15 protein-coding genes and 1 pseudogene are annotated in these 19,355 nt (G+C 58.5%); 6 read left to right on the top strand and 10 right to left on the bottom strand.

Features of this window, described 5'->3' with window-relative positions; genetic code table 11:
- Positions 1-70: 70 nt before the first annotated feature.
- The 6 genes from PMI01S_RS15650 to PMI01S_RS15625 all read right to left on the bottom strand — a co-directional run bounded on the left by PMI01S_RS15650 (position 71) and on the right by PMI01S_RS15625 (position 6,316).
- Entirely contained in the window at positions 71-1,351 is a 1,281-nt protein-coding gene (locus PMI01S_RS15650) for a TRAP transporter large permease (RefSeq protein ID WP_084320888.1), read from the bottom strand.
- Positions 1,352-1,879, bottom strand: coding sequence for a TRAP transporter small permease (locus PMI01S_RS15645; RefSeq protein ID WP_084320887.1), 528 nt, complete (start codon positions 1,877-1,879; stop codon positions 1,352-1,354). It lies immediately after the preceding gene.
- Positions 1,880-1,957: 78 nt separating this feature from the next.
- Positions 1,958-2,929 carry a TRAP transporter substrate-binding protein gene (locus PMI01S_RS15640; protein WP_084320886.1) on the bottom strand — a complete coding sequence of 324 codons (972 nt, stop codon included), beginning with the start codon at positions 2,927-2,929 and terminating at the stop codon, positions 1,958-1,960.
- Positions 2,930-2,997: 68 nt separating this feature from the next.
- Positions 2,998-3,885, bottom strand: a complete 888-nt coding sequence (locus PMI01S_RS15635) for an SMP-30/gluconolactonase/LRE family protein (protein WP_084320885.1) — start codon at positions 3,883-3,885, stop codon at positions 2,998-3,000.
- Between the two features lie 51 nt (positions 3,886-3,936).
- Positions 3,937-4,755 (bottom strand): NAD-dependent epimerase/dehydratase family protein, encoded by an 819-nt coding sequence (locus PMI01S_RS15630; protein WP_084320884.1) that lies wholly within the window; start codon positions 4,753-4,755, stop codon positions 3,937-3,939.
- A 259-nt stretch (positions 4,756-5,014) separates the two neighbouring features.
- A complete protein-coding gene (locus tag PMI01S_RS15625) occupies positions 5,015-6,316 on the bottom strand; it encodes an OprD family porin (RefSeq protein ID WP_084320883.1) in 1,302 nt (433 codons plus the stop codon).
- A 310-nt stretch (positions 6,317-6,626) separates the two neighbouring features.
- Here PMI01S_RS15625 and PMI01S_RS15620 point away from each other — a divergent pair, with 310 nt between their 5' ends.
- A complete protein-coding gene (locus PMI01S_RS15620) occupies positions 6,627-7,247 on the top strand; it encodes a TetR/AcrR family transcriptional regulator (protein WP_084320882.1) in 621 nt (206 codons plus the stop codon).
- A 142-nt stretch (positions 7,248-7,389) separates the two neighbouring features.
- On the opposite strand, the gene preA is transcribed toward PMI01S_RS15620, so the two are convergent.
- From preA to hydA, 3 genes are all read right to left on the bottom strand, one after another.
- A complete protein-coding gene (gene preA, locus PMI01S_RS15615) occupies positions 7,390-8,664 on the bottom strand; it encodes an NAD-dependent dihydropyrimidine dehydrogenase subunit PreA (RefSeq protein WP_084320881.1) in 1,275 nt (424 codons plus the stop codon).
- The gene (locus PMI01S_RS15610) at positions 8,665-10,032 is read right to left on the bottom strand and encodes an NAD(P)-dependent oxidoreductase (RefSeq protein WP_084320914.1); all 1,368 of its coding nucleotides are present in this window, start codon (positions 10,030-10,032) and stop codon (positions 8,665-8,667) included.
- A 155-nt stretch (positions 10,033-10,187) separates the two neighbouring features.
- Positions 10,188-11,627: a dihydropyrimidinase gene (gene hydA, locus PMI01S_RS15605; protein WP_084320880.1), complete on the bottom strand. Its 1,440-nt coding sequence runs from the start codon at positions 11,625-11,627 to the stop codon at positions 10,188-10,190.
- 552 nt (positions 11,628-12,179) lie between these two features.
- Here hydA and PMI01S_RS15600 point away from each other — a divergent pair.
- From PMI01S_RS15600 to PMI01S_RS15580, 5 genes are all read left to right on the top strand, one after another.
- On the top strand, positions 12,180-13,664 hold the full coding sequence (locus tag PMI01S_RS15600) for an NCS1 family nucleobase:cation symporter-1 (RefSeq protein ID WP_084320879.1): 1,485 nt from the start codon (positions 12,180-12,182) through the stop codon (positions 13,662-13,664).
- Positions 13,665-13,829: 165 nt separating this feature from the next.
- The gene (locus PMI01S_RS15595) at positions 13,830-15,113 is read left to right on the top strand and encodes a Zn-dependent hydrolase (RefSeq protein ID WP_084320878.1); all 1,284 of its coding nucleotides are present in this window, start codon (positions 13,830-13,832) and stop codon (positions 15,111-15,113) included.
- A gap of 193 nt (positions 15,114-15,306) precedes the next feature.
- Entirely contained in the window at positions 15,307-16,803 is a 1,497-nt protein-coding gene (locus PMI01S_RS15590) for a PAS domain S-box protein (RefSeq protein WP_084320877.1), read from the top strand.
- A 176-nt stretch (positions 16,804-16,979) separates the two neighbouring features.
- Positions 16,980-17,216 carry a DUF1652 domain-containing protein gene (locus PMI01S_RS15585; RefSeq protein WP_084320876.1) on the top strand — a complete coding sequence of 79 codons (237 nt, stop codon included), beginning with the start codon at positions 16,980-16,982 and terminating at the stop codon, positions 17,214-17,216.
- Positions 17,217-17,700: 484 nt separating this feature from the next.
- Positions 17,701-19,041: a hypothetical protein gene (locus PMI01S_RS15580; RefSeq protein WP_084320875.1), complete on the top strand. Its 1,341-nt coding sequence runs from the start codon at positions 17,701-17,703 to the stop codon at positions 19,039-19,041.
- A 143-nt stretch (positions 19,042-19,184) separates the two neighbouring features.
- On the opposite strand, the pseudogene PMI01S_RS31140 reads toward PMI01S_RS15580, so the two are convergent.
- Positions 19,185-19,292, bottom strand: a pseudogene (locus PMI01S_RS31140) (short-chain dehydrogenase); the annotation flags it as partial.
- Positions 19,293-19,355 lie beyond the last annotated feature (63 nt).

Below are 19,355 nucleotides of genomic sequence, written 5' to 3'. Positions count from 1 at the left end.
GCGATAAATAGTGAGGGGTGAAACGGCGTACCTGCAGGAGCCGGCTCCTGCAGGTCAACCGTCGCGGTCGTTACAACACCAGATGCGGCAACCACAGCGACAGTGCCGGAATATAGGTCACGGCTATCAGCACCAGGAACAGCACGCCATAAAATGGCAGCAACGCCTTCACGGTCTTCTCGATACTGACTTTACCCACGGCCGACCCCACAAACAGTACCGCACCTACTGGCGGTGTTATCAATCCGATGCCCAGGTTCACCAGCATGATCATGCCGAACTGCACCGGGTCCACACCAATGCCCAGAATCACCGGCATCAGAATCGGCGTCAGAATCAGGATCAGCGGCGCCATGTCCATCACCGTGCCGAGCAACAGCAGCATCACGTTGATGCACATCAGGATCACGTAACGGTTGTCCGACAGGGTCAGGAACATCGTAGTGATCTTCGCCGGGATCTGCATCAGCGTCATGATGTAGCCGAAGCTGGCAGCAAAACCGATCAGGATCATCACGATCGAGATCGTGCGCACCGTGCGGTGCATCAGTTTCGGAAGCTCGCTCCACTTGTAGTCGCGGTAGATGAACATGGTCACGAAGAACGACCAGAGCACCGCAATCGCCGCCGATTCAGTGGCGGTGAAAATACCCGAGAGAATCCCGCCGAGGATGATCACCATCGCCATCAGCCCCCACAGGGCTTCACCGCAGATTTTCAGGGCCTGGCGCAGGGGAATGACTTCGCCCTTGGGGTAGTTGCGTTTCTTCGCGAAGATCAGGCACAGCACCATCAGGCACGCGCTCATCAACAAACCCGGCACGACGCCGGCCATGAACAGCGAGGCGATCGAGACCGTGCCGCCAGCGGCCAGCGAATAGAGCACCGAGTTGTGGCTCGGCGGTGTCAGCAAGGCTTGCACTGAACCGCTGACGGTCACGGCGGTGGCGAATTCGCGCGGATAGCCACGGCGTTCCATTTCCGGAATCAGTACCGAACCGACCGATGCGGTGTCGGCCACTGAAGAACCGGAAATTGCGCCGAAGAAGGTCGAGGCCATGATGTTGACCAGTGACAGACCTCCGCGCACAAACCCCACCAGCACCCCTGCAAACGCTACCAGCCGTCGCGACATGCCGCCTTCGGCCATGATCGCGCCCGCCAACACGAAAAACGGAATCGCCAACAAGGAGAATTTGTTCACTCCACCCGCGACCTGAATCATCAGCGCCTGGAACGGAATATCGATCCACCACGCCCCGATCAGGGCGGACAGTCCCAGGGCATAGGCGACCGGCATGCCGATCAGGATCAACGCGATAAAGCTGCCCAGCAGAATCAGAGCGTCCATTTATGCGGCACCTTCGCTTTCTTCAACCAGGTCGAAACGCACGACCCGACGGTTGCTCTGGTCACCGAGCAAGAGTTTTTCCAGCACGAAAATCAGCGTCAGCACCCCGCCAATCGGGATCGGCATGTAGGTGATACCGACACGCAAGGTGGGCAGGGCGCTCATGAACTGGTTCCAGGTGGACAGGCACAGCCTGGTGCCCCAGATCGCCATGAACAGGCAAATGGTCGCCATCAACAACTGGGAAAAAATACTCATGGCTTTGCGCAGTTTCGGCGCCATGCGGTCGGTGAGCATGGCCACCGCCATGTGCGCGCCAGCGCGGTAGCTGGCCGCCGCGCCAATGAAGGTAAACACCATCATCAGCAAAATTGCGCTGGGCTCAGGCCAGCTGGAGCCGGTGCCAAGGACGTACCGGGCAAAGACGCCCCACGGAATGATCAGGGAAATGGCCAGGACTGACAGGCCCGCGACCCAGATGCAGGTCATGTAAATCCTGTCGTTGATACGCAGCAGTAGATTCTTCATCGGGTTCCACCGTAACCGGGCGCGCGCAGACGTACACCAACGTCAGCGGCGCGGGGCCTTTCATGAATGCAGGGAGGGTTACTGAACGGCTTCGATGCGCTTGATCAGGTCGACGTAAGGCGCGCCGTATTTTTCGCGAATCGAGGCTGTGGCCTCATAGAAAGGTTTTTTGTCGACGGTAATGAACTCGACGCCTGCTGCCTTGAGTTTCTCTTCGCTGCTGGCGGATTTGGCGTCCCACAGGGTGCGTTCCTGAGCCTGTGCGGCCTTGGCGGTTTTCTTCACCAGGACTTGTTGCTCGGGGGTGAGTTTGTTCCAGGTGATTTTCGACATCACGATGGGTTCAGGCAGGATCAGGTGGCCGGTCAGGCTGTAGAACTTGGCATTCTGGTAGTGGTTGTGTTCAAGCAGGGTCGGCGGGTTGTTTTCCGCGCCGTCGATCACCCCGGTCTGCAAGGCACTGAAGATTTCGCCGGTGTCCATCGCAATGCCGTTACCGCCCATGGCGTTGATGGTTTCGATGAACATCGGGTTGCCCTGCACGCGGATTTTCATGCCCTTGAGGTCTGCAATGCTGCGTACCGGTTTTTTGGTGTAGAGGTTGCGTGTGCCACCGTCCATCCAGGCCAGGGCGACCAGGTTGAATTCGGAGTTGGTGATCTTGTCGAGGATTTCGTCACCCACTTCACCGTCGATGACTTTGCGCATGTGCGCCTGGTCGCGGAACACGAAGGGCATGTTGAACACGTTGACGTCGGGCACCACCGGCCCGACGATCCCGAGGCTGACACGCGCCATCTGGATGGCGCCGACCTGGGCCTGTTCTACCACTTCCTTTTCCGAGCCGAGCACGCCGCCCGCAAACATCTTGAAGGTCAGTGCGCCGTTGCTGTCGGCTACCAGCGTCTTGCCCAGCTGTTCTTCCGCAACGACCGTCGGGTAACCGGCGGGGTGGATATCGGCGAATTTTATTTCAAGCGCGTTCGCAGCGCTGCTGAGGGTAAAAGCCAAGGGGAGTGCAGCGGCGAGCAAGGTGCGTTTGAAGTCCATGGGTGTGTCTCCGTATTGTTATTTTTTTTGTATTCAAAGGCGCAGCGGTGCAGCACAAGCAGGTGTCGCTAGAGGTTGAACTGAGGTTCGGGCAAGCCTTTCACGCCGGGATTGAGGGCGAACACCCCACCGGCCAGTGATTGCTCGTCATGGTCGTCACCGGGGCGGATCGAGGTCACAAACAGGGTGTCCAGTCGACTGCCACCGAAGGCGCACATGGTTGGTTTTTTAACGGGCACGCTGAGGGAACGGTCCAGCCGGCCATCCGGGGTGAAACGGTGAATCAGCCCGGCGTCGTTGGCGCAGATCCAGTAGCAGCCTTCGGCGTCTACCGCCGCGCCATCGGGGCGACCCTGGTACTGATTCATGTCGACAAACAGTCGGCGGTTGGACGGTTCGCCACTGTCGAGGTCGTAATCGAACGCCCAGATTTGCTGGACCAGGGGATGGGAGTCCGAGAGGTACATCGTCCGGCCGTCCGGGCTGAAGCCCAGGCCGTTGGGAACGATGAATCCGCCGAGTTGCGCTGCAAGTGGGCCACGCTGGCCATTGGCGTAGCGATACAGCGCTCCCTCGGCTGCGTTGGCGCCCATGTTCAGCACCATGCTGCCGGCCCAGAAACGGCCCTGGCGATCACAACGACCATCGTTCAGGCGCATGTCTTTACGTGAGTGCTCGACGTGGGCCAGCAGTTCGCTGTCGAGACTGCCATCGTTGTGCGGGCGCAGGCTGAAGAATCCGCTCTCCATCCCAGCGACCCAGCTGCCGTCGCTGTGACGCGCGATGCAGGCGAGCATTTGCGGTGCAGTCCAGGCGTCGACGTGACCGTTTCCGGCATTCCAGCGTTGCAGGCCCCCAGTGGGGATATCGACCCAATACAGGGCGTTTTCCTCGCAGACCCACACCGGGCTTTCACCGACCGCGTTGCGGGCATCGACAATCAATTCGGCTTGCATGGCAACTCATTCCCTTGGCTTTTGTTATGGGGATCAAGCGAGACGCGTGATTCAGTCACCGAACGGGCCCGCCGCGACAAAAGCGCCACCCTGATAGACCATGGCCGGGTCATCAGCGGCCGGCATCGGTTGGGCCTCGACTTTTTCGCGAAACACTTCAGACGTGTCCTTGGGCGCAAACCCCAGCGCGGTGGCGAAACGGTTGTCCCACCAGACGTTCTTGTTGTCGGAGGCGCCATACACCACGGTGTGACCGACGTTCGGCGCGTACAAGGCGCGCTCGATCAAGTGGGTCAAGTCACCGAAACTCAGCCAGGTGCTCATCATCCGGCGGTTCTGCGGCTCCGGGAACGAGGAGCCGATGCGGATGCTGACGGTTTCGATGCCGTAGCGGTCGAAGTAGAAACTGGCCATGTCTTCGCCGTAGGACTTGGACAAGCCGTAGTAGCTGTCCGGGCGGCGAGGGGAGTGGGCGTCAATCACTTCGTCCTGTTTGTAGAAGCCGATGACGTGGTTGGAACTGGCGAAAATCACCCGCTTGACGCCATGGCGACGCGCCGCTTCGTAGATGTGGAACACGCCACAGATGTTGGCGCCGAGGATCTCTTCGAACGGGCGTTCGACCGAGACGCCACCGAAGTGCAGGATCGCGTCCACGCCTTCGACCAATTGATGCACGGCGTGCTTGTCTGCGAGGTCGCAGGGTACGACTTCTTCGCGGTCATCGATGGCTGGCGCGATATCGGCGATGTCCGACAGGCGAATCACATTGGCGTAAGGGCGCAGGCTTTCGCGCAGCACTTTACCGAGGCCACCGGCGGCGCCGGTCAGCAGCAGGCGATTGAAAGGGGCGTTGGGCGTAGTGGTCATGGCAGTTCCTGGACGCTAATTATTGTTGTCAGAATTCGTTGTAGGTTGTCGTATGACTTTGCCGAAGTATCGTTAGGGTTTCCGGGTCTTGTCAACGCGACTTTGGCGGAAATTGACAGAGGGTTGAACGCCCCCCCCTTGTAGGAGCCGGCTTGCTGGCGATGGGCGTTAACGATTGCGCGTACCCATTGGATAAACGCGTTGCTTGTGCGCCCATCGCCAGCAAGCCGGCTCCTACAGGGGGGGATCGTCTGTGGGCTTACAACAACGAAATCGGATAGCTGATGAAAATGCGATTCTCATCGAATTCATTGGTGCTGAAGTCTTTGCGGATGCTCGCGTTGCGCCATTTGACGTTGAGGTTCTTCAGCGGTCCGCTCTGTACGGTGTAGGCCAGTTCCGATTCGCGACCCCATTCCTTGCCGTCGGTAATCACGCCCGTGTGCACGTTATCGCCGCTGATGTAGCGGTTCATCATCGTCAGGCCGGGAATGCCGAGTGCCACGAAGTTGTAGTCATGACGCAGCTGCCAGGATTTCTCCCTGGCGTTGTCGTAGCTGGAGTTGTAGCTGTCGTTGGCCAGGGTGCCGCCGCTGGTACCGTTGACGCGCATCCAGGCGTCGTCGCCGCTGAGTTTCTGCAGGCCGATATAGAACGTACTGCCACCGTACTTGGCCGAGAGCATGGCGAACGCGGTTTTGTTGTCGAGGTCGCCGGCCAGGGCGCTGCCGTCTTCCTTGCCGATGAAGTAGCCGAGGTTGGCGCCCAGGGTCCAGTCGCCGATAGGCTGGCTGTGGCTCAGGTTGAAATATTGCTGTTGGTAGATGTCGCTGAGTTCTGCGTACCAGACGCCAACCTGGGTGCGCTTCTCGTTGAACGCATATTCACCGCCGCCGAAGTTGAAACGGTCCGAGCTAAAGGCTGCCGATTTTCCGTTCATGAACATGTCTTCCATGCTCGCATCGTTACGCGGGCTGTTCTGCCGGAACTGGCCGCCGTAGAGCGTCAGGCCGCTGATCTCGGTGGACGTCACCTGGCCGCCGCGAAAGGTTTGCGGCAGCGAGCGACCGTCATCGGAGCGCAGGATCGGCAGCACCGGCATCCATTCCCCGACCTTCAATTCAGTCTTCGAGATTTTGCCTTTGAGCGCCACGCCCATCCGGCCGAAATTGTCTGCCGGGCGGCCATCGTCGTGGATCGGCAGTAACTGGGTGCCGCCCGTGCCTTTGCCTCCGTCGAGTTTCTGCGAGTACAACCCGAGCACATCGACGCCGAAGCCGACCGGGCCCGGAGTGAAGCCGGACTTGGCGTCGAGGATGAAGCTTTGCGTCCACTCTTCGGCCTTGCCCTGAGGGTAGGCCGGGTTGGTGTAGTTGCGATTGAAGTAGGCGTTGCGCAGGTTCAGCGTGGCCTTGGCGTCATCGACGAATCCTTCGGCGTTACTGGTCATGGGCATGGCGAGTACGGCCAGGCTGCTGCAACCGATCAGGCTCAGGGTATGGCGGCGTGCGAAGGATGGGCGAGGGGTGCAGGCGAAGGAATTACGGACGTGCTTGCTCACTGTGACGCTCCCGATGTTTCTTGTTGTTTTTATTGTCGTCATACGTCGTCGTACAACATTGCGGCGATTATTTGCGAGGGTTTCACGAATTGTCAATTAGAAGTTATACGATGACTTGAGCGCACGTATAACACCGTGAGAGCGGGCTTGCTCGCGAAAGCGGTGGGCCAGGCAGCAAAGATGTTGAATGTGATGACCTCTTCGCGAGCAAGCCCGCTCCCACCGGGGGCGTACGAAGTTTCGTTTTCCTCTGTCGCCGCGATGTAGAGCGGATGTTAGTCTTGAGCAACGCTGTTGTCAGGGAGCCCTCATGGGCAATCACAAGATCGAGATTCGCCGCAGTAACGTCGAGAAAATCCTGCTCGGGGCCGAAAAGGTCTTTGCCGAAAAAGGTTTCGGTGGTACCGCCATGGCCGACATCGCCGCCGAAGTGCAACTGCCGCGTTCCAACCTGCATTACTACTTCAGTACCAAGACCGAGTTGTACAGCGCCGTGCTGTTCGATTTGCTTGAGGTGTGGAAGCAGGACGCCTTGTGTTTCGAGATGTTCGATGACCCGCGCGTCGTGCTCAGCAGCTACATCCGCGCCAAGATGAACCACTCCCGCAGCCGGCCTTACGGCTCGAAAGTCTGGGCCAACGAAATCATCCATGGCGCGCCGACGTTGGGTGTCGCGCTGGACGCCAGCCTGTACGACTGGGCCAAGATGAAAGAGGCGAAAATTCGTCAGTGGGTGGACGACAAACGCATTCTGCCGGTGGAGCCTTCAAGCCTGCTGTACATGATCTGGGCCTCGACCCAGCATTACGCTGACTTTGATCATCAGGTGAACATCCTGAACGATCACCAGCCGCTGTCGGACATGCAGTTTGAGAGGGCGGTGCAGACGGTGACGAGTGTGATTTTGCGGGGGATCGGTCTAGAACCTTGAGGATTTCAGTGGTGCTGCCGGCCCCTCGCGAGCAAACCCGCTCCCACATTTGATTGCTGTCGTACACAAATGCTGTGTTCGCTGGAGATCAAATGTGGGAGCGGGCTTGCTCGCGAAGGCGCCAGCTCAGGCACCGCCGGACTCAAACAGCTACATGGTAGGGATTGCGCGGATCATGATTCCAATCCAGAAACGGCTTCCCGTTCTCCATCGGCACCATCTCGATGCAGTCCTGTACCGGGCAAGTGATCTGGCACAAATTGCAGCCCACACACTCTTCATCGATCACTTCATATTTATGCGTGCCGTCCGCCTGCCTGACGCTGGACACCGCCTGATGGGAAGTGTCTTCGCAGGCGATATGGCAACGCCCGCACCCGATACACGCCTCCTGGTCAATCTTCGCAATCACCTGATAGTTGATGTCCAGGTACTTCCAGTCGGTGGTATTGGCCACCGCGCGCCCGGAAAATTCCGACACGCTGGCGTAACCCTGACTGTCCATCCAGCGTGACAAACCGTCCTTCATCTCTTCGACAATGCGGAAACCATGCAACATCGCCGCCGTGCACACCTGCACCGAGCCGCTGCCCAACGCGATGAATTCCGCTGCGTCACGCCAGTTGCCGATGCCGCCGATGCCGGAGATCGGCAGGCCTTGCGTCTGGGGATCGCGGGCGATCTCGGCGACCATGTTCAGCGCAATCGGCTTCACCGCCGAACCGCAATAACCGCCGTGGGTGCTTTGACTGCCGACAGTGGGGTTGGCGACCATACGCTCGAGGTTGACGCTGGTGATCGAGTTGATCGTGTTGATCAGCGACACCGCATCGGCACCACCGCGATGGGCCGCACGGGCAGCGACGCGGATGTCGGTGATGTTCGGCGTGAGCTTGACGATCACCGGCAGCGAGCAATACGTCTTGCACCAGCGCGTGACCTGTTCGACATACTCCGGCACCTGACCGACTGCCGCGCCCATGCCTCGTTCCGGCATGCCGTGGGGGCAGCCGAAATTCAGTTCGATGCCATCGGCACCGGTGGCTTCCACCAGTGGCAGAATGTGTTTCCAGGATTCTTCGACGCAGGGCACCATCAACGACACGATCAGCGCCCGGTCCGGCCAGTCCTTTTTGACCTGGGTGATTTCCCGCAGGTTGATCTCCAGCGAGCGGTCGGTGATCAGCTCGATGTTGTTGAAACCCAACACTTCACGGTTGGCCCCGAAGTGCGCCGAGTAGCGCGACGACACGTTGACCGCTGCCGGGTCTTCACCCAGGGTTTTCCAGACCACGCCACCCCAACCGGCTTCGAAAGCGCGGACCACGTTGTAGGCTTTGTCGGTCGGTGGCGCGGAAGCGAGCCAGAACGGGTTGGGGGATTTGATGCCGGCGAAGACAATCGAAAGATCGGCCATTTACGCAGCCTCCACGTTGAGCATCAGTTGAGCGTTGATGGCCTCGGCCGCCAGCTTGCCGTGCTGCACCGCCTGCACGGTGAGGTCCTGATCGAGGTTGGTGCAGTCACCGCCGGCATACACGCCTGCAATGCTTGTGCGCAGCTGTTCATCGACCTGAATCCGATCGCCCTGACGCTTGAGTTCGCGCGCCAGCGGATCGACAAGGGCGCTTGAATCGAACGCCTGGCCGATGGCTTTGAAGATTGCATCGGCGGCCAGTTCGAAGGTTTCGCCAGTGGTTTGCAGTCGACCTTCCACCAGGTGTGTGCGAGCGAAGCGCATGCCACGCACGTTGCCTTGATCGTCGAGCAGCACTTCTTCGGGTTGCGCCCATGTCAGCAAGCGCACCTGATTGGCTTTGGCGATGTCTTGTTCGTGGTGGGTGGCGCCCATGTCCTCGGCACCGCGGCGATACACCAGATTCACGTCATGCGCGCCGAGGCGGGCCATTTGCACGGCCATGTCGATGGCGGTGTTACCGGCACCGAGGACGATGCAATGATCGGCCAAAGGCAGTTGTGTCAGATCATCGGCCTGGCGCAATTCGCGGATGTACTCGGTGGCGGCGAGCAAGCCCGGCGCATCTTCGTGGGCCAGCCCAAGCTGTTTGCTGGCGTTGAGGCCAAGTCCGAGGAACACTGCGTCGAATTGTTGATGCAGTTCGCCGAGGGTCAGGTTTTCACCGAGTTTCTGCCCGTGACGGATTTCGATGCCACCGATCTGCAGCAGGAAATCGAGTTCCTTCTGCGCGTAATCGTCCACCAGTTTGTACTTGGCGATCCCGTATTCGTTGAGGCCGCCTGCCTTTTCCCGCGCTTCGAAAATCACCACGTCATGCCCGTGCATAGCGCTGCGATGAGCGCAGGACAAACCGGCCGGCCCGGCACCGACCACGGCGATGCGTTTGCCGGTGGCTGCGGCGCGAGGGAAGGGGTGTTCGCTGAAGTGCGCGTTGTCCACGGCGTAGCGCTGCAACAGGCCGATCAACACCGGTGCGCATTCATGGGCGTTGTTGCGCACGCAGGCTTGCTGGCAAAGGATTTCCGTCGGGCAGACCCGGGCGCAACTGCCGCCGAGAATGTTCGCCGAGAGGATTTTCTGCGCTGCGCCTTGCACGTTGTCCTGATGGATATTGCGGATGAACGAGGGAATGTCGATGTCGCTCGGACAGGCATTCACGCACGGCGCGTCGTAGCAATACAGGCAGCGCGAGGCTTCCAGGTGCGCCTGGCGGTCGTTGAGCGGTGGCGCCAGATCGGTGAAATGGCCGGCGAGGGCGGCCGCATTCTCGTAGGGATGCGGGAGGTGCTTCAGGGTCTTGATCACGGTGTTGCCCTCACGGTTATTGAGGTAACTGCCTCTGGTGGGCATTGGTTTTTGTGTCGTCTGTGTCTACGCGATCGCAGCAAGCCGGCTCCTACAGGGGAATGCATTTCAACTGTGGGAGCCGGCTTGCTGGCGATGGGCCGAAGGCCTCGATCTCAGCGTTTCACGGCAACGGGCTGATTCAACTCCGCCCGCTTGCTCAGCAAATCAAACACCGCCGGATACGCCGGCCGTTCGACATACCGTCCGGCCCCACGCTCGGCGCGCAAATCCCCATCGGTCCAGACCACACGGCCCTGGCTGATCGTATGGCTCGGCACCCCGCGTACGGTCTTGCCTTCGAAGATGTTGAAGTCGACTTGCTGGTGATGGGTCTTCGCCGAAATCGTCCGCGAACCTTCGGGATCCCACAGCACCAGATCCGCATCGGCACCGACGCGAATCGCTCCTTTACGTGGATAGAGGTTGAAAATCTTTGCAGTGTTAGTGGAGGTCAGCGCGACAAATTGCTGCATCGAAAAACGCCCGGTGTTGACCCCTTCATCCCACAACACCGCCATGCGGTCTTCGATACCGGCGGTGCCGTTCGGGATTTTGCTGAAGTCGTCACGCCCCGCGGCTTTTTGCTCGGCGCAGAAGCAGCAGTGGTCGGTGGCGGTGGTGTGCAGGTTGCCGGATTGCAGCCCGTGCCAAAGTGCTTCCTGATGGCCGCGAGGACGGAACGGCGGGCTCATCACGTAACCGGCAGCGGTCTGCCAGTCCGGGTGTTGATAGACGCTGTCGTCCAGTAGCAAATGACCCGCCAACACTTCGCCGTAGACTTGCTGGCCCTTGCTGCGGGCGTAGGTGATTTCGTCGAGCGCTTCTTTGGTCGACACGTGAACCAGGTACAGCGGCGTGCCCAGGGTTTCAGCGATGCGAATGGCCCGGCTCGCTGCTTCGCCCTCAACCTGAGAAGGGCGCGACAATGGATGCGCTTCAGGGCCGGTGATGCCCTGCGCCATCAGCTTGCGTTGCAGGTGATAAACCAGCTCGCCGTTTTCCGCATGCACTGTCGGCACCGCGCCCAGCTCCAGGCAGCGCTCGAAACTCGCCACCAGCGTGTCGTCGGCGGCCATGATCGCGTTCTTGTAAGCCATGAAGTGCTTGAAGCTGTTGACGCCGTGCTGGCTGACCAGCTCGGCCATTTCCTCGCGCACCTGCTCGCTCCACCAGGTGATCGCGACGTGGAAGCCATAGTCCGAGGCCGATTTCTCTGCCCAGCCGCGCCACTGATGAAACGCCTCCATCAGCGACTGCTGCGGGTTGGGAATCACGAAGTCGATGATCGACGTGGTGCCCCCGGCAAGTCCCGCCGCCGTGCCGCTGAAAAAGTCTTCACTGGCCACGGTGCCCATGAAGGGCAGTTGCATGTGCGTGTGCGGGTCGATGCCGCCGGGCATCAGGTATTGGCCGCTGCCGTCGAGTACTTCGGCGCCCGCTGGAACATCAAGATTGTCGCCGATGGCTTTGATCACGCCGTCGGCGCAATAGACGTCGGCGCGATAACTTTCATCATGGGTAATAACGGTGGCGCCACGGATCAACAGAGACATTCCGAGTTCCTCGCAGGCAATGACCGACTGGTGCCGGTTCTAAATGTTTTATATGAAGCAAGCGTCAACAGGAGTATTCCTGTCATCACTGTCAGGAATAGAAGCTAGTATGAGATCAGGGAATCAGCAAGAATATTTTTTATAAGCATATAAACGATTTAAGTCATTGAAATATAAATACTAAAACGATTAATCACCAAAATGGTGAGGCCTCTCACCATTTTGACGCACTTGACAGGTTCAAAAAATGGTCAAGATTTCTTATGTGAAATCAGCCGCTTGAGGATGGTCTATGGTTGATGCGCAACTTTGAAAAAAAGATCGACGCACCAGATTGAGCCCTGATATTTCGGACAACTTGCCAGTCCTTTGGCCTGAGGGAACGGGCAAGTCACCGAGGGCTCACCAGTTATATAAATAAAATTGATAAACATCAGTGCTTTACAAAGTTTTTATGGAACTGCCCGATGCGCAATCGAGGTGCCCGGCACGTTAATTGATGCCGCCAGCCCGCGATGAGCAAAAAATAATTCAAAGAACAGTGGAGCGGCCATGCAACAGATCAGATCGCAAGTGACCGAGCGCGACGGCTTGTTCGAGCTCGAAGCCGGCAGCGACGTCCTAGACAGTCCCCGTTATAACCACGACATGGCACCGACCAAGGTGCGCGAACGAACCTGGAACAAATGGCACATCACCGCGCTGTGGGTCGGGATGGCGATCTGTGTGCCGACCTACACCCTCGGCGGGGTGCTGACCGCCTATTTCGGCCTGACGGTCGGTGAAGCGCTGGTAGCGATTCTGTTCGCCAACATCATTGTGTTGATCCCGCTGACATTGAACGCTTTCCCCGGCACCAAATACGGCATCCCGTTTCCTGTATTGCTTCGATCGTCATTCGGCATCCTGGGCTCCAACATTCCCTGCCTGATTCGTGCCTTGGTGGCGTGTGGCTGGTTTGGCATCCAGACGATGTTTGGCGGGCTGGCGATTCACCTGTTTCTGGGCTCGGTCTTCGAGGGCTGGAAATCCCTCGGCGGCACCGGCGAAGTGATCGGTTTCATGGTGTTCTGGGCCCTGAACCTGTGGGTGGTGATTCGCGGCGCCGAGTCGATCAAATGGCTGGAAACGCTTTCCGCGCCGCTGTTGGTGCTGGTGGGTGTCGGATTGCTGGTCTGGGCCATGCCGAACGTGTCGATGACCGAGCTGCTGGCGATCCCGGCCAAACGCCCGGAAGGCGCCAGCGTGGTCAGTTACTTCGCCGCCGGGTTGACCGCGATGGTCGGGTTCTGGGCCACGTTGTCGCTGAACATCCCGGACTTCAGCCGCTACGCCAAAAGCCAGAAGGACCAGATTGTCGGGCAGATCATCGGCCTGCCGCTGACCATGTTCCTGTTCGCCTCGCTGGGCGTGGTGATGACCGCCGCGTCGGTGAAACTGGTGGGCGTGACCGTGTCTGACCCGGTCACGCTGATCGGCCATATCCAGAGCCCGGTCTGGGTCGCGCTGGCCATGGCGCTGATCATCATTGCCACGCTCTCCACCAACACCGCCGCCAACATTGTTTCGCCGACCAACGATTTCCAGAACATCGCGCCGAAGGTGATCAACCGCACCAAAGCGGTGTTGCTGACGGGGCTGGTGGGACTGGTGCTGATGGCCCATGAGCTGCTGAAAAAGCTTGGGTTGATTGTCTCGGACGTGAGCCTGGAAACGGTCTATTCGAACTGGCTGCTGGGTTATTCCAGCCTGCTCGGCCCGATCGCCGGGATCATGGTGGTGGATTATTTCCTGATCAAGAAACAGCAACTGGACCTGGCCGGGCTTTATCGCGATGACGTGTATCCGGCATGGAACTGGTTCGGGTTTATCGCATTCGGCGTGCCGGTGGTGTTGACGCTGCTGTCGCTGGGCAGCGATGCGTTCAGCTGGTTTTACAGCTATGGGTGGTTCACTGGCTCGGCGCTGGGCGGGTTGATTTATTACGGGTTGTGCTCGGTGCGGCCTAATCCATCAGTCGCGAAATCTCCGGTGTGACGGATGGCCCCTTCGCGAGCAAGCCCGCTCCCACAGGGATTGAGGTCGTACACAAAATTTGGGAGCACTTGATCCACTGTGGGAGCGGGCTTGCCCGCGATGACGGCCTCGAACACACCCGAGAATTGCCTGAAAAACCTATAACAACTGCCTGAGGAGATCACCATGAACGCTGCCACAGACGTTCTGCAATCCACCCATCAGCACATCAACCGTGACCGCCTGTGGCAGTCGCTCATGGACCTGGCCAGGCTCGGCGCCACCGTCAAGGGCGGTGTCTGTCGCCTGGCACTGACTGACCTCGATCGTCAGGCCCGCGATATCTTCGTCAAGTGGTGCGAGGAGGCCGGCTGCACCGTCAGCATCGACGCCGTCGGCAACATCTTCGCCCGCCGCCCCGGCCGCAATCCGAACCTGCCACCGGTAATGACCGGCAGCCACATTGACACCCAACCCACCGGCGGCAAGTTCGACGGCTGCTTCGGCGTGCTCGCCGGCGTCGAGGTACTGCGCACCCTCAACGACCTCGGCGTGGAAACCGAAGCGCCGCTGGAAGTGGTGGTCTGGACCAACGAAGAAGGCTCGCGCTTCGCCCCCTGCATGATGGGCTCCGGCGTGTTCGCGGAAAAATTCACCCTTGAGGAAACCCTGGCCAAGGTCGACGCCGAAGGCATCACCGTAGGCGAGGCACTGAACGCGATTGGCTATGCCGGTCCGCGTCAGGTCAGCGGCCATGCGGTCGGCGCCTATTTTGAAGCCCACATCGAACAAGGCCCGATCCTTGAGGACGAACGCAAAACCATCGGCGTGGTGATGGGGGCTCTCGGCCAGAAATGGTTCGACCTGAAACTGCGCGGTGTCGAAGCCCACGCCGGCCCGACCCCGATGCACCTGCGCAAGGACGCACTGGTCGGCGCCGCCGTGATCGTCGGGGCCGTCAACCGCGCCGCCCTCGGCCATCAACCTCACGCCTGCGGCACCGTCGGTTGCCTGCAAGCCTATCCCGGCTCGCGCAACGTCATCCCCGGCGAAGTGCGCATGACCCTGGACTTCCGTCATCTGGAACCGGCACGCCTGGATTCGATGATCGCCGAAGTCCGAGAAGTGATCGAAAACACCTGCGAAGAACACGGCCTGACCTTCGAATTGACACCCACCGCCGACTTCCCGCCGCTGTACTTCGACAAAGGCTGCGTCGAAGCCGTGCGCGGTGCGGCCCAAGGGCTGGGCTTGACGCACATGGACATCGTCAGCGGAGCAGGGCACGACGCAATCTTCCTCGCCGAACTCGGCCCGGCCGGAATGATCTTCGTACCGTGCGAAGGCGGTATCAGCCACAACGAAATCGAAAACGCAGCACCGGATGATCTGGCGGCAGGGTGTGCGGTGTTGTTGCGGGCGATGCTGGCGGCGTCGGCGGCGATTGCCGGAGGGCAACTGGCGGCATGAAAATCAAAAGATCGCAGCCTTCGGCAGCTCCTGCATTGATCGCGTACAACCACGGAATTTAAGGGTGTACGCACCTCGTAGGAGCTGGCGAAGGCTGCGATCTTTTGAGCTCCTTCTGCACGATCACAATCCCTCGCGGTCGTAATCTTCACAGAGCGCCACAGGTTGGCGCGATCAGAATTGTGGAGATCCAATGAGCCAGGACGTCCTGACCACCGAAACCAATCGCCGTCAGTTGCAGCAGATCATCGCCGGCCTGTCTGACGGCGTGATCCTGCTGGAGCTCGATCAGACCCTCCTCTGGGCCAACGAAGCCGCGCTCACCATGCACGGTGTCAGCCGGATCAGCGACCTGGGCGCCAATGCCCGGGAGTACGCCAAGCGCTTCGCCTTGCGCTACCGCAATCACCATCCGGTCGCCGCCGACAACTACCCGATCAACCGCGTGGCGCGTGGTGAAACATTCAGTGATGTGCTGGTGGAAGTGACTCAGCTCGACGATGAAGAGCGTACCTGGGTCCACAACGTGCGCAGCATGGTCCTGGCCGACAGCGGCGGTAAACCGGAGTCGCTGGTGCTGATCATGGATGACGTCACCGAGTGGGCCAGCGCCGAGCAGCGCTTCGAAAAGACCTTCAACGCCAACCCGGCCCCGGCGGTGATCTGTCGCCTGAGTGATTTGCGCTATATCAAGGTCAATGCGGGTTTTCTGGAAATGACCGGCTACACCCGCGATCAGGTCATCGGCGTTTCGACCTATGAGCTGGACATCCTCGAGGGCGCGGAAAAGAAAGACCTGGCGATCGAGCGCTTGCGCGAGCACACCACCATTCCCCAGATGCAGGCCGTGCTGAAAGTGGCCGAGGGCGGTAGCAAACAAGTGATCGTCGCCGGGCAACCCCTTGAGCTTCACGATGAAGACTGCATGTTGTTTTCCTTCGTCGATATGGATCTTCGGCACAAGGCCGAAGTGGCGCTGCGTCAGAGTGAAGAACGGTTCGCCAAAGCGTTTCGCCTGACGCCCGTGCCGATCCTGGTGTGCAACGCCAGTGATCAGGTGGTGCTGGACGTCAATGAGGCGTTTCTCGAAACGCTCAGCTATCCCAGTGAAGAAGTGCTCGGCAAGACCATCGCCGAGATCGATTTCATCCACGACAAGAGCGCCCGCGCACGGTTGTTCGCGACGCTGGAGAAAACCGGAACGCTGGATCGCATCGATGTCAGCGTACGCAAGAAAGACAGTGACCTGATCGAGTGCGCGATTTCCGCTGACACCGTGAACATTCAGGACAACCCCTGCTACCTGCTGGTGCTGATGAACATCACCGAGCGCAAACGCACCGAGCTGGAATTGGTGGCGGCGATTGAAGAGGTAATGAAAGACGCGTCCTGGTTCAGCCGTACGCTGATCGAAAAACTCGCCAATGTGAAAAGCGTCAACTCGCCAAAATTGCCCAGTGTGTCCTTCACTGATCTGACAGCCCGGGAGCGCGATGTGCTTGGCCTGATCTGCGAAGGCCTCGCCGACAAGGAAATCGCCGCGCGCCTGAAACTGGCCCCCAACACCGTCCGTAATCACGTGTCGACAGTTTATTCCAAGCTCGATGTTCACAGTCGCAGCGAGGCCATCGTCTGGGCGCGCGAGCGCGGATTGTTCTCCGGCGAGAGACGACCCAAGGGGCAGCGTTAAGGTGCAAATGCACTAGTTGAGGCAGTGCAAATGGATGTTCTGATCGGGCACGGCGGTTCTTAGGCTGCAAGGGTGCGATACGAGTCTTCGCGAACCCTTCGATACATGAAAAGGAACCGTCACATGGTTACGTTCAAAGCGCACTGCTTGATGCGCCGCCGCCAAGGTGAATTGCAATGATTTCTCTGGCGCAATTACGCCTGCAACTGGAACGCAGTTTTTCGCCGCTGGCCTGTGAGTGCACACTCACGGGGGACCATTCGTTGACGGTGAAGCTCTATCACCCGGTGTCGGGGCAGGTGGATCTGGTGGTCAGCGGGTTGAGCGTAACAGCGCTACGCACCCCGGATGCCGTGCAGGCACTGGTTGAAGAGCTGCGCTACGAACTCGAATGCAACACCCTGCATCAATGAGCTCCCATACTCAGGAAATGACTGACAGTTCAGCGGGAAGAACACATTGTTTTTTCTGTGGCCGGATCGTGGACTTTCCAGCGTAGTTTTGTTGTCACAAAAAATGAGCACATCATTTTTTGCAGGTCAGCCTAATGAACAGTCTTGGGAAACGCGTTTCTACACCGTTATCGCTCGCCTTCTGCGCAGCCCTGATTGGCGGTTGCGCAAGCCCGCCACCTCCACCGCCCGCCGCACCGCCTCCGATTCCTCAGCGCACCTGTGAAACGTCTGAAAAAACCGACGTGCTGGGTGATGTGCGGGCGGAGGAGGGGCAGGTGACGCGGGAGACTACTGCGACTCGTTGTGTCACTCAGTAGGCTGGGATCATTACTGACAACGCCGGCTTTTATTGCGATTTGGTCTACTTGGACTGTCATTTATGACAGTTACTTACTCATTGTTTTTCTTGATAGTCAGATCAACAGACTATCGAGATCACGCTATGACCATCCAACTAAAAGCCGGAACAGTTGCTGCAAATCCTTGGGAACTGGCCAGCTTGTTCGTTAACGATAAACTGGTGCCATGGCAGGGGGCTGTCGTATTACTCCGCGGACAGGACAACGACGTCAGGGTGGAAGCTCCACCCGAACTTGCCAGACAGCTCAACCTTGAGCTGGTTGAGAGCGGAGGGCTGAAGTTGGAGGCGTTCCCGAAATTCGGCGACTGGGTCGATCCGGACAATGGCAATTTCAATTGGAAGATCAAATCGGACGACGACCTGAGCGGGAAGATCACCTTGCTTTTTTTGAGCAAGGAGGAAGTGGCGCCTTGGCCGCTTGAGTGCTGGGCAGTTTCAACTGATCTCAATCAGGAAAAGCCCACGGTCAAGGTGGATAATATCGGTTATCCGCCGGGCGGTTTCCTGTGGTTTTGGAATGATTCAAAGACTGTAACCGTGACCTTTCCCGCAGAAAGCCCAATGCAGGACTATCCGCTGACGCTGACAGCCATTTTGGTCGCAGGGTTGCAGGACGGGGATGTGAGCGTTGTGCAATCCAAACCGCACGAGTGGACTGTTAGTGCAAATAGCGCCCGGACCGGAAGGTTCAAGTTGGAGCTGACCGGGCAGGGGATGACGATCGGCGTTACCCTGCCGCAGAGCAGGGTGTTGTCGCAGAGTCTGGACAATGAAGCGGCGTTGAAACAGAACGGCTCGCTGATACCGGCAGGGGGACATTTCACTGGGGGGAGCGAGTACACACTTACACTCGACTACAAGGGCGCACAGACGTTGATTGGCGTTCCCTTGGCGATTCAGTTGATTCCTGCTGGTGACATTACGGCGGCCGACTTTTCTAGCGCGCCTACTGCCGGGCACTTGACGCCTATTCATAGTTGGACGGTCAAACTCAATCATTTGAAGTCGGGAACGTTTGGACTGAAAGTCTACACTGAGGGAGAAAAGGGGAGGTTGATCACAGCAAATCATCAGTTGTCAAAACCAAATTACTCTGGCGTAACATTAAAATTCGCCATTATTGGGGGGATTGATGCGCCTGTACCACCTGATATGGTTATGGTCGGCATAATAAATTCATTTCCCCTATCGGCTAAACTTATGTTCCCAGGAACGATTCCTTTAATTGGCGTCTCTGTAAAGATAGTTGCGCCAGAAAAAGACACCTTTACCGGAACAACCAATAGCAACGGTTTTTTTACTACACCCCTCATTGGATACCGCACTGTCGGTATCAGGGAGTGCACTGCAGAAGCGACTCTACCGGATGGTACAAAACGTACGGCCTCGGTACTGATTAACGTTCAGAGAGAGAACTTGTGACGCTGCACGTCAACGAACGATAAATTAACAAAAGTGGCAATAATTACATGGGCCTGGCTTGCCGGACGATAACGTCCTCAAGCGTGCTATCGTCGACAGTCGACCCTCTGCGGAAAGCGATATCACGCCGTGAGCTTGGTGACTCAGGAACGAAAGCCGCCATCCACATTCAGCGCAACACCGATGGTGTCGCTTGAAGCGTCACTAACCAGATGCAACACCGCCGTCGCCATTTCACTCGAATCCGCCATGGTTGGACGTTATTCCTTTTAGTATTTATTTATCGCGATTTGATCTAATAAGACTGTTACTTT

Source organism: Pseudomonas migulae NBRC 103157 (genome assembly GCF_002091715.1).
GTDB classification, from domain to species: domain Bacteria; phylum Pseudomonadota; class Gammaproteobacteria; order Pseudomonadales; family Pseudomonadaceae; genus Aquipseudomonas; species Aquipseudomonas migulae_A.
Note: the sequence above shows the minus strand (reverse complement) of the source record. Positions and strands in the feature narration are given on the sequence as shown.

Coding starts and splice junctions, on each gene's coding strand:
- PMI01S_RS15585 (WP_084320876.1), top strand. CDS start 16,980: ATGATTTCTCTGGCGCAATTACGCCTGCAACTGGAACGCAGTTTTTCG.
- PMI01S_RS15620 (WP_084320882.1), top strand. CDS start 6,627: ATGGGCAATCACAAGATCGAGATTCGCCGCAGTAACGTCGAGAAAATC.
- PMI01S_RS15590 (WP_084320877.1), top strand. CDS start 15,307: ATGAGCCAGGACGTCCTGACCACCGAAACCAATCGCCGTCAGTTGCAG.
- PMI01S_RS15600 (WP_084320879.1), top strand. CDS start 12,180: ATGCAACAGATCAGATCGCAAGTGACCGAGCGCGACGGCTTGTTCGAG.
- PMI01S_RS15580 (WP_084320875.1), top strand. CDS start 17,701: ATGACCATCCAACTAAAAGCCGGAACAGTTGCTGCAAATCCTTGGGAA.
- PMI01S_RS15595 (WP_084320878.1), top strand. CDS start 13,830: ATGAACGCTGCCACAGACGTTCTGCAATCCACCCATCAGCACATCAAC.
- PMI01S_RS15640 (WP_084320886.1), bottom strand. CDS start 2,929: ATGGACTTCAAACGCACCTTGCTCGCCGCTGCACTCCCCTTGGCTTTT.
- preA (WP_084320881.1), bottom strand. CDS start 8,664: ATGGCCGATCTTTCGATTGTCTTCGCCGGCATCAAATCCCCCAACCCG.
- PMI01S_RS15650 (WP_084320888.1), bottom strand. CDS start 1,351: ATGGACGCTCTGATTCTGCTGGGCAGCTTTATCGCGTTGATCCTGATC.
- hydA (WP_084320880.1), bottom strand. CDS start 11,627: ATGTCTCTGTTGATCCGTGGCGCCACCGTTATTACCCATGATGAAAGT.
- PMI01S_RS15645 (WP_084320887.1), bottom strand. CDS start 1,879: ATGAAGAATCTACTGCTGCGTATCAACGACAGGATTTACATGACCTGC.
- PMI01S_RS15635 (WP_084320885.1), bottom strand. CDS start 3,885: ATGCAAGCCGAATTGATTGTCGATGCCCGCAACGCGGTCGGTGAAAGC.
- PMI01S_RS15630 (WP_084320884.1), bottom strand. CDS start 4,755: ATGACCACTACGCCCAACGCCCCTTTCAATCGCCTGCTGCTGACCGGC.